Annotated in this window: 30 protein-coding genes; 14 read left to right on the top strand and 16 right to left on the bottom strand. The window is 67.4% G+C overall.

The annotated features are described in order from the left end of the window. Positions 1-15: 15 nt before the first annotated feature. Positions 16-1,608 carry an efflux RND transporter periplasmic adaptor subunit gene (locus BLW48_RS23515; protein ID WP_093177769.1) on the bottom strand — a complete coding sequence of 531 codons (1,593 nt, stop codon included), beginning with the start codon at positions 1,606-1,608 and terminating at the stop codon, positions 16-18. 267 nt (positions 1,609-1,875) lie between these two features. Here BLW48_RS23515 and BLW48_RS23520 point away from each other — a divergent pair, with 267 nt between their 5' ends. From BLW48_RS23520 to BLW48_RS23540, 5 genes are read left to right on the top strand one after another with little or no spacing between them, the layout of a single operon-like run. Beyond that, a complete protein-coding gene (locus BLW48_RS23520; RefSeq protein WP_093059199.1) occupies positions 1,876-2,397 on the top strand; it encodes a DUF6622 family protein in 522 nt (173 codons plus the stop codon). A 39-nt stretch (positions 2,398-2,436) separates the two neighbouring features. Beyond that, positions 2,437-3,399 carry a sterol desaturase family protein gene (locus tag BLW48_RS23525; RefSeq protein WP_093177771.1) on the top strand — a complete coding sequence of 321 codons (963 nt, stop codon included), beginning with the start codon at positions 2,437-2,439 and terminating at the stop codon, positions 3,397-3,399. Then, complete coding sequence (locus BLW48_RS23530) at positions 3,396-3,692, top strand: 2TM domain-containing protein (RefSeq protein ID WP_093177773.1); 297 nt, start codon at positions 3,396-3,398, stop codon at positions 3,690-3,692. The genes BLW48_RS23525 and BLW48_RS23530 overlap by 4 nt, the downstream gene beginning before the upstream one ends. A gap of 53 nt (positions 3,693-3,745) precedes the next feature. Then, positions 3,746-4,759: a sensor histidine kinase gene (locus BLW48_RS23535; RefSeq protein ID WP_093177775.1), complete on the top strand. Its 1,014-nt coding sequence runs from the start codon at positions 3,746-3,748 to the stop codon at positions 4,757-4,759. Between the two features lie 24 nt (positions 4,760-4,783). After that, entirely contained in the window at positions 4,784-5,611 is an 828-nt protein-coding gene (locus BLW48_RS23540) for a LytR/AlgR family response regulator transcription factor (RefSeq protein WP_093177777.1), read from the top strand. Positions 5,612-5,692: 81 nt separating this feature from the next. Here BLW48_RS23540 and BLW48_RS23545 read toward each other — a convergent pair whose 3' ends face one another. Continuing rightward, positions 5,693-6,034, bottom strand: coding sequence for a hypothetical protein (locus tag BLW48_RS23545; protein ID WP_093059189.1), 342 nt, complete (start codon positions 6,032-6,034; stop codon positions 5,693-5,695). A gap of 148 nt (positions 6,035-6,182) precedes the next feature. Here BLW48_RS23545 and BLW48_RS23550 point away from each other — a divergent pair, with 148 nt between their 5' ends. Next, the gene (locus tag BLW48_RS23550; protein ID WP_093177779.1) at positions 6,183-7,997 is read left to right on the top strand and encodes a glutamine--tRNA ligase/YqeY domain fusion protein; all 1,815 of its coding nucleotides are present in this window, start codon (positions 6,183-6,185) and stop codon (positions 7,995-7,997) included. Positions 7,998-8,016: 19 nt separating this feature from the next. Here BLW48_RS23550 and BLW48_RS23555 read toward each other — a convergent pair whose 3' ends face one another. Further along, complete coding sequence (locus BLW48_RS23555) at positions 8,017-8,319, bottom strand: hypothetical protein (protein WP_177142390.1); 303 nt, start codon at positions 8,317-8,319, stop codon at positions 8,017-8,019. 85 nt (positions 8,320-8,404) lie between these two features. On the opposite strand from BLW48_RS23555, the gene BLW48_RS23560 reads away from it, so the two are divergent. Next, positions 8,405-8,956, top strand: coding sequence for an rRNA large subunit pseudouridine synthase E (locus tag BLW48_RS23560; protein WP_093177780.1), 552 nt, complete (start codon positions 8,405-8,407; stop codon positions 8,954-8,956). Positions 8,957-9,018: 62 nt separating this feature from the next. Further along, positions 9,019-9,918, top strand: a complete 900-nt coding sequence (locus BLW48_RS23565) for a M23 family metallopeptidase (protein WP_093177782.1) — start codon at positions 9,019-9,021, stop codon at positions 9,916-9,918. Between the two features lie 24 nt (positions 9,919-9,942). Here the strand turns inward: BLW48_RS23565 and BLW48_RS23570 are convergent, their stop codons facing one another. The 3 genes from BLW48_RS23570 to BLW48_RS23580 form a co-directional block, all read right to left on the bottom strand. Then, a complete protein-coding gene (locus tag BLW48_RS23570) occupies positions 9,943-10,878 on the bottom strand; it encodes a M14 family metallopeptidase (RefSeq protein ID WP_093177783.1) in 936 nt (311 codons plus the stop codon). 110 nt (positions 10,879-10,988) lie between these two features. Further along, on the bottom strand, positions 10,989-12,191 hold the full coding sequence (locus BLW48_RS23575; RefSeq protein WP_093059179.1) for an ammonium transporter: 1,203 nt from the start codon (positions 12,189-12,191) through the stop codon (positions 10,989-10,991). 151 nt (positions 12,192-12,342) lie between these two features. Further along, the gene (locus BLW48_RS23580) at positions 12,343-13,236 is read right to left on the bottom strand and encodes a LytTR family DNA-binding domain-containing protein (RefSeq protein ID WP_093177785.1); all 894 of its coding nucleotides are present in this window, start codon (positions 13,234-13,236) and stop codon (positions 12,343-12,345) included. Between the two features lie 163 nt (positions 13,237-13,399). Between BLW48_RS23580 and BLW48_RS23585 the strand changes: the two genes are divergently transcribed. Continuing rightward, positions 13,400-14,620, top strand: a complete 1,221-nt coding sequence (locus BLW48_RS23585) for an acyltransferase family protein (RefSeq protein WP_093177786.1) — start codon at positions 13,400-13,402, stop codon at positions 14,618-14,620. On the opposite strand, the gene BLW48_RS23590 is transcribed toward BLW48_RS23585, so the two are convergent. Beyond that, positions 14,550-14,984, bottom strand: coding sequence for a PaaI family thioesterase (locus BLW48_RS23590; RefSeq protein ID WP_093177787.1), 435 nt, complete (start codon positions 14,982-14,984; stop codon positions 14,550-14,552). The two genes, BLW48_RS23585 and BLW48_RS23590, sit on opposite strands and share 71 nt — an antisense overlap. Positions 14,985-15,122: 138 nt before the next feature. Then, on the bottom strand, positions 15,123-16,217 hold the full coding sequence (locus BLW48_RS23595; protein ID WP_093177788.1) for a suppressor of fused domain protein: 1,095 nt from the start codon (positions 16,215-16,217) through the stop codon (positions 15,123-15,125). Positions 16,218-16,331: 114 nt separating this feature from the next. On the opposite strand from BLW48_RS23595, the gene BLW48_RS23600 reads away from it, so the two are divergent. Further along, entirely contained in the window at positions 16,332-17,150 is an 819-nt protein-coding gene (locus BLW48_RS23600) for a hypothetical protein (protein ID WP_143047774.1), read from the top strand. Here BLW48_RS23600 and BLW48_RS23605 read toward each other — a convergent pair. The 3 genes from BLW48_RS23605 to ylqF are packed head-to-tail and all read right to left on the bottom strand — an operon-like array spanning position 17,057 to position 19,282. Continuing rightward, positions 17,057-17,656: an anthrone oxygenase family protein gene (locus tag BLW48_RS23605; protein WP_093177791.1), complete on the bottom strand. Its 600-nt coding sequence runs from the start codon at positions 17,654-17,656 to the stop codon at positions 17,057-17,059. The genes BLW48_RS23600 and BLW48_RS23605 overlap by 94 nt on opposite strands. A 59-nt stretch (positions 17,657-17,715) precedes the next feature. Next, positions 17,716-18,309: a Crp/Fnr family transcriptional regulator gene (locus BLW48_RS23610; RefSeq protein ID WP_093177792.1), complete on the bottom strand. Its 594-nt coding sequence runs from the start codon at positions 18,307-18,309 to the stop codon at positions 17,716-17,718. 10 nt (positions 18,310-18,319) lie between these two features. After that, entirely contained in the window at positions 18,320-19,282 is a 963-nt protein-coding gene (gene ylqF / locus BLW48_RS23615) for a ribosome biogenesis GTPase YlqF (RefSeq protein WP_093059163.1), read from the bottom strand. Positions 19,283-19,494: 212 nt separating this feature from the next. Here ylqF and BLW48_RS23620 point away from each other — a divergent pair, with 212 nt between their 5' ends. From BLW48_RS23620 to BLW48_RS23630, 3 genes are all read left to right on the top strand, one after another. Beyond that, on the top strand, positions 19,495-20,106 hold the full coding sequence (locus tag BLW48_RS23620; RefSeq protein ID WP_093177794.1) for a cell envelope protein SmpA: 612 nt from the start codon (positions 19,495-19,497) through the stop codon (positions 20,104-20,106). A gap of 147 nt (positions 20,107-20,253) precedes the next feature. After that, entirely contained in the window at positions 20,254-20,682 is a 429-nt protein-coding gene (locus BLW48_RS23625; RefSeq protein ID WP_093059159.1) for a CBS domain-containing protein, read from the top strand. A gap of 118 nt (positions 20,683-20,800) precedes the next feature. After that, positions 20,801-21,160, top strand: a complete 360-nt coding sequence (locus BLW48_RS23630; protein WP_093059157.1) for an HPF/RaiA family ribosome-associated protein — start codon at positions 20,801-20,803, stop codon at positions 21,158-21,160. On the opposite strand, the gene BLW48_RS23635 is transcribed toward BLW48_RS23630, so the two are convergent. The 5 genes from BLW48_RS23635 to BLW48_RS23655 form a co-directional block, all read right to left on the bottom strand. Continuing rightward, positions 21,147-21,617, bottom strand: coding sequence for a MerR family transcriptional regulator (locus BLW48_RS23635; protein ID WP_093177795.1), 471 nt, complete (start codon positions 21,615-21,617; stop codon positions 21,147-21,149). The genes BLW48_RS23630 and BLW48_RS23635 overlap by 14 nt on opposite strands. Next, positions 21,607-22,035: a nuclear transport factor 2 family protein gene (locus tag BLW48_RS23640; RefSeq protein ID WP_093177797.1), complete on the bottom strand. Its 429-nt coding sequence runs from the start codon at positions 22,033-22,035 to the stop codon at positions 21,607-21,609. Before BLW48_RS23640 ends, BLW48_RS23635 begins: the two co-directional genes overlap by 11 nt. Positions 22,036-22,139: 104 nt before the next feature. Further along, entirely contained in the window at positions 22,140-23,072 is a 933-nt protein-coding gene (locus BLW48_RS23645) for an SDR family NAD(P)-dependent oxidoreductase (RefSeq protein ID WP_093059151.1), read from the bottom strand. Between the two features lie 113 nt (positions 23,073-23,185). Beyond that, positions 23,186-23,569: a response regulator gene (locus BLW48_RS23650; protein WP_093059150.1), complete on the bottom strand. Its 384-nt coding sequence runs from the start codon at positions 23,567-23,569 to the stop codon at positions 23,186-23,188. Between the two features lie 130 nt (positions 23,570-23,699). After that, positions 23,700-24,380, bottom strand: coding sequence for a glutathione S-transferase family protein (locus BLW48_RS23655; RefSeq protein ID WP_093177798.1), 681 nt, complete (start codon positions 24,378-24,380; stop codon positions 23,700-23,702). A 171-nt stretch (positions 24,381-24,551) separates the two neighbouring features. Here BLW48_RS23655 and BLW48_RS23660 point away from each other — a divergent pair, with 171 nt between their 5' ends. Then, entirely contained in the window at positions 24,552-25,373 is an 822-nt protein-coding gene (locus BLW48_RS23660) for an SDR family oxidoreductase (RefSeq protein WP_093177800.1), read from the top strand. Position 25,374 lies beyond the last annotated feature (1 nt).

The raw sequence follows: 25,374 nt of genomic DNA on the forward strand, positions 1-25,374 counted from the left end.
TGCAGCTGCGACCGCTCATGGGCGACGCCCGCCCTGGCCACCTTCGCCACCGCCTTCGGACATGCGCTGCCAGCGCTCCAGTGCCGCCGGGTCGCCACGGTCCAGTGCTTCGAGGAAGCGCTTGCGGCGCTCCAGTTGCTGCGGGTCGTCCTTGGCGGCGTCGAGCATGCGCTGGCGCTGCTCGGCGGTCGGGAGCTTGGCGGGTGTTGCGGGTTCCGCTGCGGGAGCGGCAGCAGCCGGGCCCGATGCACCTGACGCACCTGATGCGCCGCCCTTCGGTGCCGCCGCGCCGCCTTGACGGTGTTGTCCACGGCGCGAACCGCTCGCGGGCGCCGACGCCGCACCGGCCGGGCGTTCGACCTGGGTCTGCACGCGCGCGCCGTCCTTCAGCCGGTCGCCGCCTTCGGTCACGACCTGCTCGCCGGCCTTCAGGCCCGACATGATCGCGACGTTGTCCACGCTCGATTCGCCACGCGTCACCGGGCGCTGCGACACCGTGCTGTCGTCGTTCAGCACATACACGTAGTCGCCGTTGGGGCCGTGGCGCAGCGCCGTGACCGGCACCACCACCGCACTGGCCACGGTGCGCAGCAGCAGCCGCAGGTTGACGAACTGGTTCGGGAACAGCGCGCTGTCGGCATTGGCGAATCGGGCCTTGGCCTTGACGGTGCCGGTGGCGGTGTCGACCAGGTTGTCGAGCGTGGAGAAGGCTCCGTTCGCAAGCTGGCGCGTGCGCGTGCGGTCGAAGGCGGTGGCGTCGAGCTTGGCGCCCTGGGCGAGGCGCTCCTGCACTTCGGGCACGCGGTCTTGCGGAATGGCGAATTCGACGTCGATGGGCGCGATCTGCGTGATGGTCGCAATGCCGTTGGTGGTGCCGGTGGAGATGTAGTTGCCCCCGTCCACCGGCCGCAGGCCGATGCGCCCGCTCACCGGCGCGGTGATGCGGCTCCAGGCCAGGTTGAGCTTGGCCGTGTTCTCGTTGGCGCGGTCGATGGCTACGGTGCCTTCGAGCTGCTTGACCAGCGCGGCCTGCGTGTCGACGTCTTGCCGGGCGATGGAGTCCTGCCCCAGCAGGGTCTGGTAGCGCTGCAGCGTGACGCGCGCCGCCGCCAGCTGCGCCTCGTCGCGCTGCCGCGCCCCGCTGGCCTGCCCCAGCGCGTTCTGGAACGGCTGCGGGTCGATAGTGGCGAGCACGTCGCCCTTCTTGACCATCTGCCCTTCCTGGAACAGCACGGCCGTGAGCACGCCCGACACCTGCGGCTGCACGATCACGTTGGCCAGCGGCGTGACGGTGCCCAGCGCCTCGAGTTGCACCGGGATGTCGGCCTGCCTGGCCGTGGCAACGCCGACCGTGCTGGAGGCCCCGCCGCCGCGCCCACCCGGGCCGCCCGGCCCACCGGGCCCACCACCCTGCCGGCCGGCGCCAGGAGCGCCACCAGGGCCGGCCGCGGGCGTCTTCGACCGCTGGATCAGATACCAGGCGCCGGCACCCAGCGCCACGAGCAGCAGCAGGGTCAGCAGCCCGCCCACCCACCGGCGTCTGCGCACCGTCGGATGTGTTGGCGAGACGGTGGAAGGCAGAGGCTCGGGTGGTTTTTCTTGTTCCATGGGCGGTGCGTGCGAAAGATGCAGGGGTGCGGACCGGGGTAGTACAGCGCGGAATGGTAGTCCCGCTCTTTGCTGCGCCGTAAAGCGACGGTAAAGCTGCCCGCACGGCATCCGCAATTCACGCCGCCCGGCTGCAATTCACGCCGCATGCATGCATTCCGTCGCAAGCCGGTGGCTGGGGCGGGCGGGGGCCGGCACAGTCCACTCCATCGATTCCCTTCCGCCCTTCTTCTTCAAGATTTCTTCCACTTCCAACGGAGCGCCACCATGCTGATGCAAATCATCCTTCACACGCCCAAGTGGGTGTTCGCCGTGTTCTTCCTGCTGCTGTGGCTCGGTGCCAAGCAGCTGCTCACCAACGAAGTGAGCCTGAGCCGCGTCACGCTGATGCCGGTGGCCATGGGCGCCCTGTCGATCTACGGCGTGGTCTCCGTCTTCGGCGATTCCTTCGGCGCCCTGCTGGGCTGGGCCGCTGCCGCGGTGGTGATGCTGGCTCTGGTGCTGCAACGCCCGCTGCCCGCCACCACCCGCTACGACGCGGCCGAACGCCGCTTCCACGTGGCCGGCAGCCCCGTGCCGCTGATGCTCATGATGGGCATCTTCCTGACCAAGTACGTGGTGGGCGTGGCCCTGGCCATGCACCCCGAGGTGCGCCAGCAAGCCGCCTTCGGCCTCGTGATCCCGGTGCTGTACGGCGCCTTCAGCGGTGTCTTCGCGGCCCGTGCGGTGCGCCTGTGGAAGCTGGCCATCCGCACTGACGCTATGTCGGCCACGGCCCGCGCGGCCTAAGATTCCCTAGGCCACGACTTTCATCCAGGACCCGCCACCATGAACGCGCTCTTGCTGATCCTCAAGATCTCCGTCACGGTGGTGCTCGTCGCCTCCATTGCCGAGGCGCTCGTGCTGTCCTGGCGCAACGGCTGGCGCAGCTACGACTGGAAGGCGGCCGGCGTCTCGGTGGTCGACTTTCTTGTGCGCGAGTACCCGTTGCGCTGGCTGCTGCCGCTGGCCTTCTGGACCGGCGCGATGAACTGGTTCTATGACCACCGCCTCTTCACCCTGCCGATGGACCACTGGAGCGGCTGGGCCGCCTGCTTCATCGGCCAGGAGTTCTGCTACTACTGGTACCACCGCGCGGCGCACCGGGTGCGCTGGTTCTGGTGCACCCACTCCATCCACCATTCACCGAACCAGCTGAACCTGTCGGCCGCCTACCGCTTCGGCTGGACCGGCCGCCTCACCGGCACGCTGGCCTTCTTCATGCTGGCGCCGCTGCTGGGCATGCCGCCGCGGGTGATCCTGCTGATGCTCACGCTGAACCTGCTGTACCAGTTCTGGATTCACGCAACCTGGATCCCGCGCCTCGGGCCGCTCGAATGGGTGCTGAACACGCCCTCGGCCCACCGCGTGCACCACGCCTCGAACCTGGAATACCTGGACGGCAACTACGGCGGCGTGCTCATCGTGTTCGACCGCCTGTTCGGCACCTACATCCCGGAGCGCGCCGACCTTCCCTGCCGCTACGGGCTGGTGAACCCGATTACTTCGCACAACCTCTTCGAGATCGAGTTCAGCCAGTGGCGCGCGCTGTTGCGCGACCTGGCCTCGGCCCGCTCGGTGCGCGCCTTCGTCGGCTACCTCGTGAAGCCGCCGGGCTGGAAGCCCGACGGGCCTGGCGACACCACCGAGGAACTGCGGCAGCGCGCGGCATTGCAGGCGGCACCGCCGCCACAGTCGCCGCAGCCCGCCTCTTCCGATTTCATTCCTGTCCAATACAAGGAGCTGTCATGACCTCTCTTGCCTCGAACTCTTCCCGCTCCGACGTCGAGCGCCTCGCACGCCGCCGCGCCGGCGCCAAGATGGGCTGGTACATCCACGCCTTCGTCTACGTGGTGGTCAACCTCGGCCTCGTCACGATCTCGGCTGCAAACGGCCGCACCTGGGCGATGTACCCGCTCATGGGCTGGGGGCTGGGCCTGCTGATCCACGGCGCCGTCGTCTGGTTCGTGGCGCCGGGCGGCGGCTTCTACGACAGGCTGGTGGAGCGCGAACGCCGCGCGCTGGGCGGCGGGGACCGCGGGTGAGCCTGGACCAGGCTGCCACCAACCAAAGGTTCAGGGCTGAAAACCTGAAGTCCATGCTGCGGCATGGCCTGATCACCGCTGTCTTCTGCTGCCTCATTGCCACCGTGATGACCATCACCGGCGGCGGCAACTGGGCCGGCCACCTGGTCTATTCGCTGTCGATCGGCACCGTGAGCTGGCTGTTCATCGACGGCGGCCGGCTCCTGATCAGCGGGCACCGTGAAAACCTCTGGCCCGGATGGCCGGGGGGCTTTCTCCTGATCGCGGCGGGCGCGGCCGTCGGCTTCTTTGTCGGCAACCTCATCGGCGACGCCTTGTTCGGCGCACCCGCATTCGACTTTCTCGAATTCAAGGGCCACAAGCTGGCCACCGGCGTCACGATCACCATCATCGCGACGGTCGGCATGTGCTTCTTCTTCTACAGCCTCGGCAAGAGCAAGCACATGCAGGGCCAGATCGAGCTGGCGCAGCGCAACGCCACCGAGGCGCGGCTCAAGCTGCTCGAAACGCAGCTGGAGCCGCACATGCTCTTCAACACGCTGGCCAACCTGCGCGTGCTGATCACTGTCGACCCGCCGCGCGCCGTGGCCATGCTCGACCGGCTCAACAGCTACCTGCGCATGACGCTCAGCGGCTCGCGCGCGCTGTCGCATCCGCTGTCGGCCGAGTTCGAGCGGCTGGGCGACTACCTGGAACTGATGTCGGTGCGCATGGGCGAACGCCTGCACTACACGCTCGACCTGCCGGAAGACCTGCGCGATGCGCCCGTACCGCCGCTGCTGTTGCAGCCGCTGGTGGAAAACAGCATCCGCCACGGGCTGGAGCCGAAGGTGGAAGGCGGCGAGATCGTCGTACGCGCCCGCAGGGAAGCGGGCCAGCTGGTGATCGAGGTGAGCGACACCGGCGTGGGCCTTGATGCTGCGCCGCCTTCGGAAGGCAGCAGTTTCGGGCTGGAGCAGGTGCGCGACCGGCTGGCCACCATGTACGGCGACCGGGGGCACATGAAGCTAGCGCCCTCGCCCACCGGCGGCACCAGCGCCACGCTGAGCTTCCCTACGCCTGCCTGAACACGACACAACAACAGCGACAAGATGAATCCCACCGCCCTCATCGCCGAAGACGAGCCCCTGCTCGCGCAGGCCCTCAAGGCCGAACTTGCAGTCGCCTGGCCCGAACTGCAGATCGTCGCCACCGCCGGCGACGGCCGCAGCGCCGTGCGCGAGGCGCTGCGCCTGCTGCCGCAGGTGCTGTTCTTCGACATCCGCATGCCCGGTCTCGACGGCCTCGGCGCCGCCGCCGAACTGGCCGATTGCTGGCCCACCGACGAGGCGCCCATGCCGCAGTTGGTGTTCGTGACGGCTTATGACGAATACGCCACCCGCGCCTTCGATGCGCAGGCCATCGACTACGTGCTCAAGCCCCTGCAGCCCGAGCGCCTGCGCAAGACCGTGAGCCGGCTGCAGCAGGCGCTGTCCGCGCGACAACCGGAGCCCACGCCCGCCCTGGCCGACGCGGCGCTCGAACAGACGCTCGCCCAATGGCGCCAGGTGCTGACGGCCGCCGGTGCCGGAACTGCGGCCGCCCCCGCCCCGCTGCGCATGATCGCCGCCAGCGACGCCGGCGGCAGCACAGTGCGCATGGTGCCCATCGACGAGGTGCTGTACTTCGAGGCCGCTGACAAATACCTGCGCGTGCTGACCGCCACGCACGAATACCTGATCCGCACGCCGCTCAAGCAGTTGCTGCCCCAGCTCGATGCCGACACCTTCTGGCAGGTGCACCGGGCGGTGGTGGTGCGCAGCGCAGCCATCGAATCGGTGCATCGCGACGAGGCCGGCAAGCTTCATCTGATGCTGCGCGGGCGGGCGGAGAAGATTCCGGTCAGCCGCCTGTACGCCCATCTCTTTCGCGCCATGTGAAATCGGCCAAGGCGCACCCAAAGAAAAAGCCGGCCCTTTCGGGGCCGGCTTTTTTCATTCAGTCACGAATGCCGTGGCGTTTTAGCGCCAGTGGCCATGGCCGCGGTAGTAGCCACGACCGTAGTAGCGCGGGCCGTAATACGCCGGCGGAGCGTAGTAGACCGGGGCCGGACGGTAGTACACCGGCGGCGGCGCGTAGTAGGCGGGCGCTGGCGGGGCGTAATAGACAGGGGCCGGCGGCGCGTAGACCGGGGCCGGGTAGTAGGCCGGACCGCCCACGCCCACAGCCACGCCGGGAACGCCGACACCGATGGACCAACTGACGTCGCTGCGGGCACTGGCCGAAGTGGCGGCAAACAATGCACCGGCTGCCACGACGCCTGCGGCGGCCCATTTGAAGAAGGTTGAACGTGTGAGGCTCATGATTCGGACTCCTTGTTACGGTGGGCTGCGTTCGGGTGTGAACCGCCCATGTGTGTATTGAACGCGGCAATTGCAAAGGGGGTGCACCGGGCAATGTGAAGAACGTTGCCAAAGGTAACTCATAGGGGGTGACCCCTAAAATGCAACGATGACCTCCCCGACCGACAAAAACGGCGCCAAAACGACCGCTGCTCCGAGCAATTTCCTGCGCCACGTGATCGAGAACGACCTCGCACAGGGTGCCTATTCTGGCCGCAAATGGGGCGGTTCGCCCGGCAACGCCGCCCATCATGCCCAGGGCATGGTCGATCCGGCCAAGGTGCGCATGCGCTTTCCGCCCGAGCCCAACGGCTACCTGCACATCGGCCACGCCAAGAGCATCTGGCTCAATTTCGAGCTGGCCAAGGAATACGGCGGCGTGAGCCACCTGCGCTTCGACGACACCAACCCCGAGAAGGAAGACCAGGAATACGTCGACTCCATCCGCGACGCGGTGAAGTGGCTCGGCTACGAAACCTACTTGGCCGACCGCCCCAGCGCCCCCGGCACGCTGCAGCCGCACGAATACTTCGCGAGCGACTACTTCGACTTCATGTACGAGGCCGCCGAATACCTCATCGGCGCCGGCCTCGCCTACGTCGACGAGCAAACCGCCGACGAAGTGCGCGCGAACCGCGGCGACTTCAACACGCCCGGCACCGACAGCCCCTTCCGCACCCGCACGCCCGAAGAAAACCTGGCGCGCTTCCGCGCCATGCGCGACGGCCAGGTGGTCGACGGCGCCGCCATCCTGCGCGCCAGGATCGACATGGCCAGCACCAACATCAACATGCGCGACCCCGCGCTGTACCGCGTGCGCCGGGCCACCCACCACAACACCGGCGACAAGTGGTGCATCTACCCGATGTACACCTACGCGCACCCCATCGAAGATGCGCTGGAGCAGATCACCCACTCCATCTGCACCCTGGAATTCGAAGACCAGCGCCCCTTCTACGACTGGCTGCTCGACCGCCTCGCCGAAGGCGGCCTCGTCGCCAGCCCGCATCCGCGCCAGTACGAATTCGCGCGCCTTAACGTGACCCACGTGCTCACCAGCAAGCGCAAGCTGCGCCAGCTGGTCGAAGAAAAATACGTCGACGGCTGGGACGATCCCCGCATGCCCACCATTGCAGGCCTGCGTCGCCGCGGCTACACGCCCGAGGCGCTGCGCCTGTTCTGCGAGCGCAGCGGCACCACCAAGTCGGGCGGCTGGATCGACTACGCCAGCCTCGAAGCCGCGCTGCGCGACACCCTCGACCCCGTCGCCCCGCGCGCCATGGCCGTGCTCGACCCGGTGAAGCTCGTCATCACCAACTGGGGCGAGCTGATGGGCGGCGACGACGTGCTCGACGACTGCTCGGCGCCCGTGCACCCGCACCACCCCGAAATGGGCAAGCGCGACTTCAAGCTCGGCCGCGAGGTGTGGATCGAACGCACCGACTACGAAGAAGTGCAGCCCAAGGGCTTCTTCCGACTGTTCCCCGGCAACAAGGTGCGGCTGAAGTACGGCCACGTCATCGAATGCACCGGCGGCACCAAGGATGCGAGCGGCAAGCTCGTCGAAGTGCAGGCCACGCTGGTGCCCGACACCAAGAGCGGCACGCCGGGCGCGGACGCGATCAAGGTGAAGGGCAACATCACCTGGGTGGCGGCTGCGGATGCAGTGCAGGCAGAAGTGCGGCTGTACGAGCGGCTGTTCGCGGCAGCGAACCCGGGCAGCGGCGAGTTGCTGGACGAGCTGAACAAGCAGAGCCTTGAAGTCTGCTCGGCGTTCGTCGAACCTTCGCTGGCCAAGGCCGAGCCGGGCGTCGGGATCCAGTTCGAGCGGCACGGGTACTTCGTGCGCGATTCGAAGGGCGGCGCGGACGGCAAGCTGGTGTTCAACCGCGCCGCCGGCATGCGGGACAGCTGGGGCAAGTAACCCGGTCGTTCCTGGCTATTTATTCGGGCCGCTTGTAGATCACGCCGATCACCGCGCTGTTCTCATCGGTGGTGCACACGGCGGAGCGGCCCTGCGGCCCGACCTTCAGGTTGATCGTGTAGACGCCGTCGCGCGGCGTCGTCCCCTTGTCCGCGACGATGCTGCCCGGCGGCACCCTGAGTTCGCGCGCAGCCGCAGCCACACAGTTCTTGACGCTCGCCTCGGGCGCGCCGCCCACGCGGATGCCTGGGCTGTTGCACGCCGCCAGCAGAAGGCCTGCAATCGCGGCGCAGGCAAGATGGATGGAGCTTCGCATCGTCATTCCAGGTTCTCCTGTGTGATGAACCGATTGGAGCCACCAGGGCCATCGAATGTTGCAGGACAGACCCGGGCTATCCTGTCGGCCAATGAATTTTCCGAGCCCTTCTTCCCGCCTGATCCGCTTCAACAAGCCTTACGGCGTACTCAGCCAGTTCACGCCCGAGGGCCGCTGGCGTGGCCTGAAAGACTTCATCGACATTCCCGATGTCTACGTCGCCGGCCGGCTCGATGCCGACAGCGAGGGCCTGCTGCTGCTCACCGACGACGGCAAGCTCCAGGCACGCATTGCCGATCCGCGCTTCAAGATGGAGAAGACCTACTGGGTGCAGGTGGAGGGCGTGCCGACCGAGGCGGCACTCACCTCCTTGCGCAGCGGCGTGCAGCTCAACGACGGCCTCACACGCCCCGCGAGGGCACGCCTGCTCGACCCACCGCCCGAAGTGTGGGAGCGACAGCCGCCCATCCGCGAGCGCAAGAGCATTCCCACCGCATGGCTGGAGCTGGCGATCAGCGAAGGCCGCAACCGCCAGGTGCGGCGCATGACGGCGGCCGTGGGGCTGCCGACACTGCGCCTGATCCGCGCCGCCATCGGGCCTCATACGCTCGACGGACTGGCGCCCGGCACCTGGCGCGAATAGACAACCGGCGCGGCGACGCACGAACAGCCGTACAACCTTCATTCATTCTTCAAGCCTCTTCCATGCACATCCCCGATCTCGCTCCCGTCGTCCTGAATCGCCGCAGCACCCTGCTCGGCGTCATCGGCTTGCTTGCATTGCCCGCAACGCACGCCAACGCCGCGACACCGGCCAAGACGAAGAAACAACCGGCGCAGCCCGGCGTGTGGCCACACGCGTCCCAGGTTCCGGGCGGCGTGGCCCGCTTGTCGCTCGGCCCATCGGCGAAGCGGCCTCAGGCCTTCGCGGGCGACGTGCCCCTGCTCGTGCTGGGCGACGCCATCGAATGGACCGCACTGGTCGGCATCCCGCTCGCAGCCGAACCCGGCGAGGCCAGCATCGCGATGCGCGCCGAAGGCAAGCCCGAGCGCCAGATCGCCTACACGGTGGCCCCGAAGCAGTACCGCGAACAACGCCTGACGGTGGCGCCCCGCACGGTCGACCTGTCGCCCGAGGACCAGGCCCGCTACGAGCGCGAACGCGACCACCAGGCCACCGTGATGGCCACGCTCACGGACATGCGGGCGGATGCGTCACTGCAGATGCGCGTGCCCGTGCCGGGCCGCCGCTCAAGTTCGTTCGGCCTGCGCCGGGTGTTCAACGGCCAGTCGCGCAATCCGCACAGCGGGATGGACATCGCGGCGGGCACAGGCACGCCGGTGCTGGCGCCGCTACCCGGCAAGGTGATCGACACAGGGGACTATTTCTTCAACGGCGGCACCGTGTGGCTCGACCACGGTGGCGGCTTGCTCACGATGTACTGCCATCTGAGCCGGGTCGATGTGAAAGTCGGCGACATGCTGAAGACAGGCGAGCCGCTGGCTGCCGTGGGTGCGACCGGCCGGGTGACTGGGCCGCACCTGCATTGGTCCGTGATGCTGAACCGGGCGATGGTGGACCCGGCGTTGTTCATCTCGGCCTGAGGCAGACAGGAGACCGGCTCAGCCTCAAATCGGCTTGGTCAGATACACCGCCTCGCGCCCCACGATCGCGCGCTGCGCCGGCATGAAGATCGTGCAGTCGTCGCACAGCGCGCGGATTTCCTCGTCGCCGTTTGTCGCGATCAACTCGCCCTTCGCAAAGGTCTCGAAGCCGATCAGCGGCCGCACGAACGCAAAGTCCGCCGACTTGATGACATACGTCTGCAGCAGCTGAAAGCGCCGCTGCGGTTCGGGCGGCGGCGTGGCCGGGTCCTTGTCGACAAGGCCGAAGTACGCAAGGAAGTCGTAGGTGACGGCTGTGGCCAGTTCCGACGCGGAGCGCAAGAAGTGCTGGCCGCACTCGACCACCATCGCCACGCCCTTGCCGTCCGGGCCGCCGTGGCTGCCGTACTGGATCAGCGGCGTGCCCGAGCCCAGGCCGTCGGGCATCACGAGGTGCACCGACGGGCGGCCGATGGCCAGTGCGACCCTGGCATTGCGCTCGAACGCCGGGTACACCCAGAACGGCACGACGGGCTGGCTGGTCGAATGGATGTCGAGGATGTGGTCGGCCGCGTCCACCACCGGGCGCAGGATGCGCGCACGGCTCAGTTCGGGGCTGTCTTCGGTGCCATCGAGCCACTCGGGCGACCAGATGCGGTTGAGGTTGTGCACGAGCTGGCGGCTGTCGAAGGGCAGAGCTTCGTTGAAGGACTCGTACGCTGCCACGTTGGCAAAGCTCACGGTGAGCGTGCCGACCTTCGGGCGCACGTCGTTGTCGAGCAGGTGCGTGGCCGCCGTCATGCCGCAGATCTCGTTGCCGTGCGTCAGCGCGTTGATCAGCACGTGCGGGCCGGGCTTGCCGGACTCGAAGCGGTGCACGTAGTCGACGCCGGTGTTGCCCTTGCGGTAGGCGGAGAGGTCGCGGGGGAGGACTTCGAGGGCGGGGGGAGATTGGGTCATGGGCGTCAGAAAATGGAACGAAGCGGTCCGGCAAGTTTGCTACAGGGCGCGCGTTCGTGCTGAGCGGCCCTGCGCGAAGCAAACACAGACCCGCCCTGCCGCACTGGTGACTACCAGTTGACCTCACGCTCCGGCGTAGCCGAGATGTGGTGAATCGACAGATCGGCGCCGTCGTATTCCTCCTCCTGCGACAACCGCAGCCCCAGCGAGGCCTTCAGCGCGCCGTACACCGCCGCGCCCGCCAGCCCCGCCCATGCCACGCCAATGACGGTGCCGATGAGCTGCGCCCACACGTTCACACCGCCAATGCCGCCCAGCGCCTGCGTGCCGAAGATGCCCGCTGCGATACCGCCCCAGGTGCCGCACAGGCCGTGCAGCGGCCACACGCCGAGCACGTCGTCGATCTTCCATTTGTTCTGCGTGAGCGTGAACATCTTGACGAAGATGGCGCCCGCCACGCCGCCCACCACCAGCGCGCCCAGCGGGTGCATCAGGTCGGAGCCGGCGCACACGGCCACGAGCCCCGCGAGCGGGCCGTTGTAGACGAAGCCCGGGTCGTTCTTGCCCATTGCCAGCGCCACCAGCGTGCCGCCGACCATTGCCATCAGCGAGTTGACGGCCACCAGGCCCGAAATCTTGTCGATGCTCTGCGCGCTCATCACGTTGAAGCCGAACCAGCCTACGCACAGCACCCACGCGCCCAGCGCCAGGAACGGAATGTTCGACGGCGGATGCGCGCTCAGCGAGCCGTCGCCCCGGTAGCGGTTGCGCCGCGCGCCCAGCAGCAGCACCGCCGGCAACGCGAGCCAGCCGCCCACCGCGTGCACCACCACCGAACCCGCGAAGTCATGGAACTCATGGCCGGTGAGCGAGGCAATCCAGCCCTGGATGCCGAAGTGCTTGTTCCAGGCGATGCCCTCGTACAGCGGGTAGACGAAGCCGACGATCACTGCCGTGGCGATCAGCTGCGGCCAGAACTTGGCGCGCTCGGCAATGCCGCCCGAAATGATGGCCGGGATGGCCGCCGCGAAAGTGAGCAAAAAGAAGAATTTCACCAGCTCGTAGCCGCTTCTTGCCGACAGTTCGGTGGCGCTCACGAAGAAATGCGTGCCGTAGGCCACGCCGTAGCCCACCAGGAAATACACGATGGTCGAGACCGAGAAGTCGACCAGGATCTTCACCAGCGCATTGACCTGGTTCTTCTTGCGCACTGTCCCCAGTTCGAGAAAAGCAAAACCGGCGTGCATGGCCAGGACCATGATGGCGCCGAGAAGGATGAACAGCGCGTCTGCGCCCTGTTTGAGTGCGTCCATTGGAGCTTCTTGCTGATTTTTGGTTTGAATTGGTGCGCCGCACCCGAATAACCCGAAGCGGCGGGCCAATGAAGCAAAAATGGTGCCCAAAGCTCTTCTATGGTGCGCTGCGAACCAATAGTGGGCTTTACTTAGCCCGCGATGCACCGGATCAGCCCGCCCCGGCGCGCAGCGCGTCCCGGTAGCGGCGGCTGCAGGGCACGGTGGTGCCGTCGTGCATGTGCAGCCGGGCGTCGCCACCGTCCAGCGGCTCGATTTCCTTGATACGCCCCAGGTTCACGGCGTGGCTGCGGTGCACGCGCACGAAGCGGGCGGGGTCGAGCTGGGTCAGGAAGTCGGTGAGCGTGGCGCGCAGCAGGTAGTCGTGGCCGTTGACGTGCAGGCCGACGTAGTTGCCCTCGGCCTGGAGCCAGTCGATGTCGGTAGCCGCGATGAGGAATTCGCGACGCAGCTTGCGCACCAGAAAGCGCTCGGGGCGCGCAGGCTGCGGGGTTTCGGGTTCGACGGGCTCCGGCTCCGCCGGTGCTTCGGGCGCATCGAGCACCCGCGCCTCGCCCTGCAGCCGCAACATGAACAGCCGGTATGCCCAGATGCCGAAGACGATGCTCGCGTACACCCGCACGTCCTTCAGGTACTCGTAGCCCCACTGGCTGACCCAGCCGCCGAAGTCGTAGCGCTCGCCGGCCATGGCATAGACCAGCGCCCGCAGCCCGAACATGCCCACCACGTGGATCACGCTGAAGACCACGCTCGCCACCGCATGCCAGGCCACGAAGCGCAGCACGTGGGTGCGCACCAGCGGCGACAACCGGCGCTCGACGGCAACCAGCGCCGGAACCAGCAGCAACAGCACCAGGTGGCTCGAACCCTCCCAGGTCGCGACCTCCCAGTTGGCCCGCGGCACGGCGCGCGTGCGCACGTCGACGATCGCCACCATCGTGCTGAACACGGCCTGCAGCGTCATCAGAACGATCCAGAACGCCACCTCCACGTAGCGGCGGACTGGTTCGTAGCGCTCGTACAGGTTCTTGCGGGGGTCTCCCATGGCCGGGATTCTCCCGAAAACGGGCCTTGGGGCGGCGAATTTCGTCCAGTTTCGTCCCTCAGGGCCACCGCTCGTCACAAAGCGCGGGCGATCCGTCCCCCGGGCGTGCCACGCGGGGAGCACGGGGCCGAGCATCGCGGCCTCCAGCTTCAAGGAGCCCCCGATGACCACCCAAAACCTCCCGCCCGACCATCGCCGCCACGACATCGACGCCCTGCGCGCGCTGGCCTTCCTCTTCGTCATCCTCTATCACGTGGGCATGTACTACGTGGCCGACTGGCCGTGGCACCTCAAGAGCCCGCATGCGGCCGAATGGCTGCAGTGGCCGATGCGCATCCTGAACCTCTGGCGCATGGATCTCGTCTTCCTGATCTCCGGCGTATCGCTCGGCTTCCTCAGCCGGGGCCAGGGCACCTGGGGCCTGTTGCGCAGCCGGGGCCTTCGGCTGATGCTGCCGCTGGCCTTCGGCATGGCGGTGATCGTGCCCTACCAGGCCTATGCGCAGGGCGTGGCCAACGGCCTGGTGGCGCCGGGCTTCGGCGCCTTTCTGCTGCGCTACCTGTCGATGGCCGAGCCGTGGCCGAAGCGGGCCTTCGATGGCGCGGAGTTCGGCATCACCTGGAACCATCTCTGGTACCTGCCCTACCTCTTTACCTACACCGCGCTGATCGCGCTGACGCTGCCGCTGTGGAACTCCGCCGCCGGCCAGTGGCTGCGCCGCGGCTTCAACGGCCTGCGCGGCTGGAAGCTGCTGTTGCTGCCGGTGGTGCCGCTGCTCGTCTTCACGATGCTGCTGGCCTCGCGCTTTCCGGCCACGCACAACCTGGTGCGCGACTTCCACCTGCACAGCCTTTACTTCACGATGTTTCTCTACGGCTACTGGATGGGCGTGGACACCGGGGTATGGAAAGAGCTGGAGCGGCTGCGCCGCGTGTCGCTCGCGCTGGCAGTCGCGGTGATCGCCATCTTCATCGCGCTGCGCACAGGCGCGAAGGGCCCGGCCTCCGGCCCGCTGATGGACACCCTGCGCATGCTCTACCTGTGGCTGGCCGTCGCCACCATCCTCGGCCATGGCCACCGCCACCTGAACCGCCCGTGGCCCTGGCTGCGCTGGGCCAACGAATCGGTGTACCCGTGGTACGTGCTGCACCAGACGCTGATCATCGTCGGCGTGACCGCGCTGGCTCCGCTCGCGCTCGGCCCGGTGATCGAGCCCGCGCTGCTGGTGGCGTTGACGCTTTTCGGCTGCTGGGCGCTGACGGATGGGCTGATCCGCCGCTTCAACGTGCTGCGGCCGCTGTTCGGGCTGAAGCTCAGGCGCGCGGCTTCAGCTGAAGCTCGTCCACGGGAACGAGGATTGCGTTCCCCGTCGCCACGAGCTTGAGTGCATCGTCGCTCTTGCCTTCGAGCTGCGCATAGAGCTCGGACGCGACAAACACCTGCTTACGCCCGGCCTTCGCCACGCGCCCGCGCGCCACGAAGGCACTGCCCACCGCGGGCGACATGAAGTTGACCGAGAAGTGCGAAGTCATCACGCGGCCCGCCAGCGTGCCGGCCGCGTAGCCGCTCACGGTGTCGAGCAACGCGGAGATCATTCCCGCATGAAGGAAGCCGGCGAACTGCCCCATGTCTTCCGCGCGCCAGTTCATGCGCAGTTCAGCCTCGCCGTTGCCGGCCTGGGTGGCCTCGATGCCGGCCCAGCGATTGAAGGAAGCGGCCGCGTTGGTAGCCTTGACGATCTCGAGCATGGCGTGTCCTTTGCGAGTGGGTGAGAAGTGGTTCGATCCACTCTACGAACCGCTCATGGCAAACGCCGTCACACGCGTGACGAAAGGGGTCGTGCTCAGTTGCATTGGCGACAGCGGAGCCATCGCGCCGACCGGCAATCAGCCGACGGTGCGCACCACATTTCCCTGCGGATCCCTGATCGTCGTCCTCTGGACCTTCCAGCGCACGGCGCCGAAACCGGGCACCTCGTACGTGCCCGCGACCGGCTTCAGCGTGCGGGCCAGTTCGCGCACGGTGGCGTCGCTCAGGTGCAATGTCAGCTTGCCGTCTTCTTCGGCCACGCGGTCGGCATCACCGTGCTCGAAGACCAGCGCGCGCTCGCGGCTCGCAAAATGAAACCCGCGGCCGAAGGGCAGCCGCAACGGCAGCAGCGCGACCAGTTCGTCGACCTGGCGTGCGCCAACCGTGATCTCGGTGACCGGCGCGCGCAGCAGCCGCTTGCTCGTCTCCCAGCCGAGCACGTCGGTGAAGAGAAAACCGCTGGACGAACCGTCGCGCGCCGAGCCATCCTCCACGCGCCGGCGCACATCGGGGTCGTCGAGCAGCGAAGGCCGCGCGAGGTCGGTCACCCACAGCGGCATCGCGAGCAGCAGCGCATCAAGCAGCTTGCGCGTGTCCCAGCGCTTGCATGCCCGTTCCTCGTCTTCCGTCAGCCCGACGATCTGGAGAAAGCGCATGCGCCCGTTCGGCGTATCGATGGCCGGCAGCTCAGGGTCGAACACGAAGCCCATCGAGCAGATCAGCGTCTCCCGCTCCAGCGCGATGGGGCCGTTGGCGGTCATCCAGTGGCCGTCGTCGAATACGTTGCCGCTCTTGAACACGTAGCGCGCGAGGTTCTGCAGGAAGTTGATGGCCCACGCGGGCGGTTCGGCCTCGTCGGGCTCGCAGGCCAGGCGAAAAGTCAGCTCGAAACCGTAGCCGCTGGTGTCGGCATCGCCCGATTCCTTGGCGTACAGCTCGCTGAGCCCATAGCTGAGGTAGTGCCAGTGCGGCACCGGCTCCATGCGCTTCCACACGCTCACGCCGTCGAGCGGATCGGGCCCGCCGAACATCCACTTGAGGACGGTGGCGTAGTGCTTCGGCTCCTGGCCCGGATAGAGGCGCTCCAGTGCGGCGGTGATGGCGTCCCAGCCCGGCGAGAGGTTTTCGTCGTCGCCAGCGTTGTCGTCCTGGCCCTGCGCTGCTTGCGTCATGTCGCTCCTTGCGATGTCGATGACCGGCAAGCCTACACCGGGCCATCCTCAGGCCCGTGTCAGGCCGGCGTGGCATCCTCGGGCGTCGAATTGCTTTTTTCGGGAGACAGCAACGTGAGATGGATCCATCGGCGGGATGCATTGGCCCTGTCGGCCGCCTGCGCCGCGTCCGCCCTGCTCGCCGCAACGGGCTGCGAGCAGAAAAACGTGCCCGCCGCATCCGCACCGACCCAGCCTTCACCCGGCAGCATCGAGATCACGCAGGCGGACATCGACTGGTTCCGCCGCAGCCGGGCCGAGTGGATCGACTGCGAATCGGGCGCGCCGGGCATGGTGCCGCCCGACATGTCGCTCGAACAGTACGAAGACCTGCTCGACGGCGGCAGCTCGCCGGCCTTCGACCGCTTCGTGACCGTGACCAGCGCCTTCTTCCTGCATGCGAGCTTCGTCGCCGGGCACTACACATTCGAGCCGCCCTTCGCGCAGCGCACGGCCTTCGACGTGACGGACGAGCACATCCGCCTGCTGCGGCGCGCGAACTGGCTCAGCTTCCTCATCGACTGCAAGCGCCCCTACGGCGACTTCACGCATTTCGAGATCGACATGGCCGACATCCTCGGCCTGCCGGTGACGAAGGACGCAAAGGGCTACGCGCAGATCGGCAAGGAGGCGGAAAAGCGGATGGACGCGCTGCATGCCGACATGCTCCCGACGCTGCAGGCGTACATCCGCTTCGCGCGGCTCAACCCCGGTCGCTACGTGGTGCCCGGGCGCGGCGTGGCGCAAACAGCGGGGCGGCCGCTGTGCCGGCCGGTGTCGGCCACGCGCCTTGCGATGTATCAGCGCGCGCTGGCGGCCGCCGGCCCGCGCTCCGATTCGCACCGCGTCGCCGCGCTCGACGAGGCCGCCAGAGCGCTGTTTGCGCTGGACTGAGCTGCTGTCACAGCACGCGCGCAAAGGGCTGCGAGCGCCAGCCCGAACGCCAGCGCGGCCGCCACGGTGCGCCAGAGATTCGCGGCGTTCCAGCGCAGGCGCGTCTGCGCCCAGTCGGATGGCAGCGCTTGCGGGCTCCATGACTCGGTGTAGGCATTGAGCGGCAGGTTGACCTGCGCCGTGAACACCACGATCCCCAGGCCGTAGAGCACACCGGCCAGCAGCAGGCACCACCACCAGCCCTCGCGGCGCGCGGTCCATGCCGTGCCCACGGCCAGCGCGCACAGCAGCGGCGGGCCGAAGAAGAAGCCGAAGAACATCGCGTGCCGCACGTTGCGGTTCAGGCTCGACTGCACCAACGCGTAAGTGGCGCCGTCCATCTGCAGGGTGGCGAAGTTGACGTTAGCGCTGTAGGTCCAGAAGAACCCGGCCATCACGCCCAGCCAGAAGATGGCGAGCGCATGGCACGCGAGCGACAACCGGATCGTCGACGGGTGAAAGAACATGGCGGGGCTCCTCCTGCACAGCAAGGCCCTCACTGTCGGGCCGCTGGCGGCCCGGCGCCTTAACCGTCGATAAGCCCCATCTCGGCACGCAGCCGCGACAGCGACACGTCGGTCATGCCCAGGTACGACGCCAGATGGCGCAGCGGAATGCGGCCGGTCCATTCGGGGCGCTCGCGCAGCAGGGCCTCGTAGCGCTGGCGCGCCGTGCACTGCAGGAAGACCTGCTCGCGCCGCATCTTGTCGTCGAGCAGCCCGGCCAGTGCGTGCAACTGCAGCGCGGTCCACGAAGGCAGCGCACCCACCGAAGCCTGCAGCGCGCCATACGGAAGGCGCCAGACCGTGGCCGGCGTCAGCGCCGCGATGAAGAAGGCTGCTGGTTCGCGCCGCATCATCTCGGTCACGGGCCAGATGAACGCGTCCTCGGCGTGGAAGTTCTTGTTCGACTCGCGCCCCTCGCTGTCGATGTAGAAGAGCCGCAGCAGGCCGCGCTCGACCCAGAATGCATGCTGCCAGGCGCTGCCGGCCGCCAGCAGGGTCTGGTGCGCGTCCAGCGGCTCGCTGCGCGCCTGGGCGACGAGTGCTGCCAGCGATGCCGGCGCCAGTTCGGGAAAGCGCCGCGCCAGCGCCTGCTGCCAATCGGACACGGCAGGCATCGCGGCAGCCTCAGGCGTCCTGTTCGGGCGCAGTCTCGGGCTTCGGCTTGCCCTTTTGCTTGCGCGCCGCCTTCTTTGCAGCACGCTCGGCGTCGGCACGCTGGCCATCGGCCAGCCACAGCGCGAACTCGTCGGGCGTTTCGAGCGTGACGCGCCCGAGGTTGCCTGCGCGGAACTCGTGCATCACGATCTCCGCCGCCTTCTGCAGGTTGACCTTGCCCTTGCCCAGCAGCGCGCCGCGCTTGCGGCCGATGGTGTCGAGCAGCGACTCGTCCTTCATGCTGGCCATGGTCTCGGCGTCGAGCTCCACGAGCTTGAAGCGCGCGGCCACGCCGGCGGCGTAGTGCATCTTGAGATAGTTGAGCAGTTCCAGCGCCACCTCTTCCTCGTCGAAGGCGTTGCGCCCCACCGCACCGCTGGCCGCGAGGTTGTAGCCGCTCTTGGGCACGATGATGCGCGGCCACAGCATGCCGGGCGTGTCCCAAAGATAGAAGTCGTCGGCCAGCGTGATGCGCTGTTCGAGCTTGGTGATGCCGGCCTCGTCGCCGGTCTTGGCCTTGCGCCCGCCGGTGAGCGTGTTGATGAGGGTGGACTTGCCCACGTTGGGAATGCCGCAGATCAGCACGCGCATCGGCTTGGCCATGCCGCCGCGGTTGGGCGACAGCTCGTGGCAGGCCTTCACGAGCTGTTGCGCGGGCGTGGTCTGGCTCGCGTCCAGGCCGATGGCGCGCGTGGCGGGCAGCGCGTTGTAGTGCGCCAGCCAGAGCACGGTGCGCGCGGGGTCGGCCAGGTCCTGCTTGTTGAGCACCTTGAGCGTGGGCCGGCCGGCCGTGAGTTCGGCCAGCATCGGGTTGGCGCTGGAGCCGGGCAGGCGCGCGTCGAGCAGCTCGATGACCACGTCGATGTCCTTCACCCGTTCGGTGATGGCCTTCTGGGTCGAATACATGTGACCGGGGAACCACTGGATCGCCATCGATGGGCTCTTTCTTTCGCGCTGTCTGGCTGTCTGGGAATGGGGGCCGCCGAGGGGGCCGGGTGCGCATTGTGAACCGGGAACCTGAACGGGAGCTTGTTGCTACGCTTTCGATAGCTGCAACCGGGCATTGTGCCTTCGCCTTCGGCTTGTTCGACCCTAGAATCCGCGCGCTGCCCCCGCAGCAATACCAACAACTCCGAGGGAAATCCATGCTCAAGCGCCTTGCCGCTGCCGCCCTGCTGGCAGCCACCGTCGTGCCCGTGTCCGTCGTTCATGCCCAGCGGCCCTCCCCGCCGCCCGGCCCGCTGGTCAGCGGCTTCCTGTGCTGCAACATGCGCACCTACGGCGACTCGATCAGCGACATCAACTACGACGAGCAGGGCACGCGCATCGTCGCCGTGGGCACGCCGGCGCGCATCACGGCCTACGACTTCCGCTGGTTCAGCCTGGACCTCGCCGGCAAGCCGCAGCGCATCAAGAACGACTACAGCCGCAACATCCCGCTGCCCGCGTTCGCGCAGCGCTACGTGGTGACCGAAGACCCGAAGCAGAAGATGGCGGCCTTCCCGCCCGCAGTCCGCGACGCCATCCTCGCCGGCAAGGTGATGCCCGGCATGACGCGCGAGCAGGTGCTGATGGCCATCGCCTACCCGGTGGCCAGCGAGAACCCGAGCCTCGATGCACCCGTGTGGCGCTACTGGCGCGACAGCTGGTCGGAGTTCCAGGTGCAGTTCGACGAGAAGGGCCTCGTGAAGGCGGTGGTGGGCGACCCTGTGGCGCTGAGCCGCGTGCTGGCGGCAGCGCCTGCGCAACAACCTTAAGTTCTCTCGCATTGCGCGTGCCTTGCACACACGCGCAATCCCTTAGAGGGTTTTGCATCGCGGGGGCAGTTATCGCCCCTATGATTTGACCGAGTGCGGCGCCCGAGCGTCGGTCGAATCGAAAACCCTTTGATGGAGTTACCCGCGATGAAACCCGTCTCCGAACTGCTCAAGCGCCATGATTCCGCAGCATGGCGCACCTCCCCCGACACTAGCGTGTTCGACGCGCTGGCCACCCTGGCCCGCTTCGAGGTGGGCGCGCTGATGGTGATGGAAGGCGAGAAGCTGGTGGGCTTTCTCTCCGAACGCGACTACACCCGCAAGGTTGCGCTGCAGGGCAAGAACTCGAAGGAAGTGAAGGTCCGCGAGATCATGACGCCCGACGTGATGACCGTCACCCCGCAGACCCGCACGCGCGCCTGCATGACGCTGATGAGCCAGCGCAAGTTTCGCCACCTGCCGGTGGTCGACGGCGACAAGGTGGTCGGCATGATCTCCATTCAAGACCTGATGGACGACATCATCTCGGACCACGAGGCCACCATCGAGCAGCTGACCACGTACATCCAGAGCTGACCCGGCTCGCCGCATTGCGGACCCTGCCCGGCACATGGGTAGGGAACAGACCTACGTGCACCGCGGCGCTTCGGCGCGCAAAGTGGGCTTTCGTTCATCCATCCAGCAGGGACATTGCATGCAGATTCAGGTCAACACGAGCAACGGCATCACCAACAAGGACGCGCTGGAGCGTTGGGCCGACACCGAGATCAAGCAGCACCTGAGCCGTTTCGTCGAAGACGTGACGCGCGTCGAGGTGCATCTGAGCGACGAGAACCACGACAAGACCGGCGGCGGCGACAAGTGCTGCGTGATGGAAGCGCGCCTGGCGCACCACCAGCCGCTGGCGGTAACACAGCACGCGGCCAGCCTCGACGAGGCCTTCCGCGGCGCGGCCGACAAGCTCAAGCGTTTGCTGGACAACACGCTGGGCCGCCTTCACAACCACCGCGACCGCGGCTCGATCCGCACCGACCCGAGCTTTATCGCGGAGTAGCAGCAGCAGCGCTGCGCCTGCCGCGTTTCGGCGGCTTCAGGCTGGGCGTCTCGGCAGGAACGAGCGGCGGGCGGTGGCCGCTGGCCATCCACTCGTCGTAGAAGTCGATCTTGCGGTCGACCAGCGACAGCGCCCGCTTCCACTCGGCGATGGTCTCGGTCACGCGCTCGCGGTGGGCCGCGAGCATGTCGCGCCGCTGGCGCAGCGTGACCTTGCCCTGCACCGCCAGCGCGGTGTATTCGCGCATCTCGGCAATCGACATGCCGGTGCGGCGCAGGCGCTCCATCAGGTCGAGCCAGCCGACGTGCAGCTCGACGTACAGGCGCCGGCCGCCCTCGTCGCGCGCCACGCCGGGCACGAGGCCCTGCGTTTCATACCAGCGGATGGCGTGCACCGTGCGGCCGGTGCGCGTGGCCAGCTCGCCGATGTGAAAAGGCGTGCCCGTGTCAGCCGGCATGGGCGGCCACCGTGGCAGAAGGAGCCTGCAGCGCCTCCTGGACCAGTGCGGTGTCGAAGTACTCGGTCAGCTCTTTCACCTTGCCTCCTTCGAGTCGGTAGACGTAGCAGTAGCGGTTGTTGTAGCGCTTGCCGGCCTTGGTGGGCACGTCGCCGCTGAACAGCACCACCACCCGGTCGCCCTCGGCAATGATGCGCTCGGTCTTGCTCACGTAAGGCCCCGCGAACTGCGCGAAGAGCGGGTTCAGCAGCTCTTCGCGAATCGCCTTCTTGCCCCGGTAGGTGCGCGACCACGCGGTGGAGCCTTCGAGCTTCCAGCTGGCGTCGTCGGCAAGGCTGTCGACGAAGACCTGGCCGTTGCCCTTGTCCAGCTCGTCGTGGATGCGCTGGACCAGGGCCTTGTTGTCGATCGTGTTCATGGCTTCATTTCCTTGTCTTCGATGAATGAACCGGACATCCGGTGAATTCATTGGAAATGCTCGAGTGCACTCGAGGTCAAGCGCGCCATGAACACGCGGGCCGGTCAGCCCCTCTTCGCGTTCGCCATGCCCTTGGCGACTTCGTTCGCGCCCTGCGCCGCGCCGCTTTGCGGCACGGCCTCGCCTTCGCGCTCGGTCACTTCCGACAGGCGCGCCGCCAGTTGCTCGGGTGTGTCGGCGGCAATGCCCAGCCAGGCGCCCTGCGTCAGCGTGATGTGCGCGGCTTCGAAGGTGCCTGCGCCGGCGCAGAGGATGGTGCGGTTGGGCGCGTCCTGCGCGGCCAGCACCAGCATCGCGGGCACCACGGCCTCGGGGCGGAAGGCTTCGAGCATTTCCTTGGGGAACAGGTCCTCCGTCATGCGGGTGGCGGCGGTGGGCGCCAGGCAGTTCACGCGGATGTCGTTCTTCGCGCCTTCGATGCTCAGCGTTTGCATGAGGCCCACCAGCGCGAGCTTGGCTGCGCCGTAGTTGCTCTGGCCGAAGTTGCCGTACAGGCCGGTGGACGAGGTGGTCATCACGATGCGGCCGTACTTCTGCTCGTTCATGAGCGCCCAGACGGCCTTGGTGCAGTTCACGGCGCCCATCAGGTGCACGTCGACCACGAGTTTGAAATCGGCCAGTTCCATCTTGGCGAAGCTCTTGTCGCGCAGGATGCCGGCGTTGTTGACGAGGATGTCGACGCGGCCCCAGGCATCGACTGCCTGCTTGACCATGGCCTGCACCGCCTCGAAGTCGGTGACGGATGCGCCGTTGGCAATGGCCTCGCCGCCGGCTGCCTTGATCTCGTCGACCACCGCCTGCGCGGCGCTTACCGAGCCGCCGGAGCCGTCGCGCGCGCCGCCCAGGTCGTTGACCACCACCTTGGCGCCGCGCGCCGCAAGTGCCAGCGCATGCTGGCGGCCCAGGCCGCCGCCCGCGCCGGTCACGATGGCCACGCGGCCCTTGAAGTCGATGTTGCTGCTGTTGCTGTTGCTCATGTCTCTCTGTCGCTTTCCTGGGGAGTTGCCGTTGTCCGGTTGCCGCTAGAGCGGCAGCGTGGCGTTTTACCCCAGAAAGACGCACGACCCAGTCATGCGCGCGTCAGCCGAAGTCACCCGGGGAGCGACGCGCGCACCTGCGCACAAAAGTCCACCAGTTGGTCGAGCTCGGCCGACTTGTCGAAGAAGGCATCGGCGCCCAGCTGCCGCGAACGCTCGCGCATGGCGGCGTTGGCGTAGTTGCTCAGCACGATCACCTTCTGGTGCGGCGCCCGGTGGCGGCAGGCGCGGATCACGCCCAGCCCGTTGCCGCGCCGCAGGAACAGGTCGACGATGGTCAGGTCCCAGTCGCCGGTGTGCTGGTGCAGCCAGGCCACGGCCTCCTCCTCGGTACTGGCAGAGGCCACCACCTTGGCGTCAGTTACGTCTTCCAGGAATCCGACGAGGTTCTCGCGAATCACGGGGCTGTCCTCGACTAGATAGGCCTTGAAAGTCATGGGGAGGTCGCGAGGTCGGTGCTTGCGCGGTGCATGGAGGCATCCTCGCAGCCCAACGGCCGCGCGCGGTGAGCCATGCAGGCCAATGCCTGTAGGCCATCGGCCAGCGCCACTGTCGGTCATCCCGTGCCTATGGGCGTCTGCCGAGCCCTGTTCCGGGCGTCGGCAACTGCTGAATGCCCTGCCGGGCGGCCTCAGCGTCCTGCACCGCCATCGCGCGCTCGAAGCCTGCGCGCGAGCTCAGGCGCTTCCAATACTGCTGTACCGCGGGGCCGAAGCGCTCGTGATGGCCCAGCACCCTGGCCAGCAGCAGCGCGTAGCCGATCGAGATGTCAGCCGCCGTGAACCGGCCGGCGCATGCGAAGTCTTGCGCCTCCAGCAACCTCTCGAGCGCCCGCAGGCGCACGAAAAAGAACTGGGCGTAGTCCTCCGCGGCCTGGGGCTGGCGGCGGTCCTCCGGCTCCAGCAGCGTGTAACGAAGCACCAGGGTCTGCGGAAAGGTCAGCGAGGCCTCGCCGAAGTGAAGCCAGTTCAGGTAGTCCCCATAACCGGCCTCCTCGCGCTCCACATTCAGCGAGGTGGGGGCGTTGACGCTGGCCAGGTACTGGCAGATGGCCGCCGACTCGGTCATGCGCGTTTCGCCATCGACCAGCAGAGGCACCGTGCCTTGCGGGTTGATCTTGAGGTACTCGCGGTGCAGCACCCGCGGCGGAAACGGCAGCATCTCCAGCCGGTAGGGAGCGCCGAGCTCTTCCAACATCCAGAGAACGCGGAACGAACGTGCATTCGCGCAGTGGTAGAGCGTGATCATCGGATGGAGGGCTCGACGCCGGAAGTTGCCGCGCCGATGGTCGCACGCACATTCCGCGGCGCCTTGCGTCGATTGGCTGCGGCGCGCGCAGCCAGTCGGCGCAAGTTTTCTTCCGCGCCGGCGAATAGCCTGCGGACTCTTGCGATAGCCGATCGCGATTGCGGAGTGTCCATGCCGTCCCTGAAATCGAAAACCCTCTTCATCACCGGTGCCAGCCGTGGCATCGGCAAGGCCATTGCCCTGAGGGCCGCGCGCGATGGCGCCAACATCGTGGTTGCGGCCAAGACGGCAACGGCCGACCCCCGCCTGCCCGGCACGATCCACAGCGCAGCCGAAGAAATCGTCGCCGCCGGCGGACAGGCCCTCGCGGTGGTGGTCGACGTGCGTGACGAAGCCCAGGTCCGCAGCGCCGTCGACGCTGCGGTGGAGCGCTTCGGCGGCATCGACATCCTGGTCAACAACGCCAGCGCGATCCACCTCGAAACCGTCGAGCGCACGCCGATGAAGCGCTACGACCTGATGTTCGAGATCAACGCACGGGGCAGCTACCTGTGCGCGCAGGCCTGCCTGCCGTATCTCGAGAAGGCGGCCAACCCGCACATCCTGACCCTGTCGCCGCCGCTGGACATGAACCCCAAGTGGTTCGCGCGCCATGCGGCCTACACCACCTCGAAGTACGCGATGAGCATGCTCAGCCGAGGCCTCGCCGAAGAGCTGCGCGGGCGCGGCATTGCGAGCAACTCGCTGTGGCCGCGCACCGTCATCGCCACCAGCGCCCTGCGCATCGCGGCGCCCGACGTGGCGGGACAGGCCCGCCTGCCGACCATCATGGCGGACGCCGCGTGGCACATCCTGACCCGGCCGAGCCGCGAGCTCACCGGCCAGTTGCTGATCGACGAGCAGGTGCTGCGCGATGCCGGCCTCACCGACTTCGAGCCCTACCTGGTAACGCCGGGCGTCGAGCCGCTGATCGACTTTTTCGTGGAACCGTGAC

Source organism: Variovorax sp. YR266, assembly GCF_900107295.1.
GTDB lineage: Bacteria > Pseudomonadota > Gammaproteobacteria > Burkholderiales > Burkholderiaceae_C > Variovorax.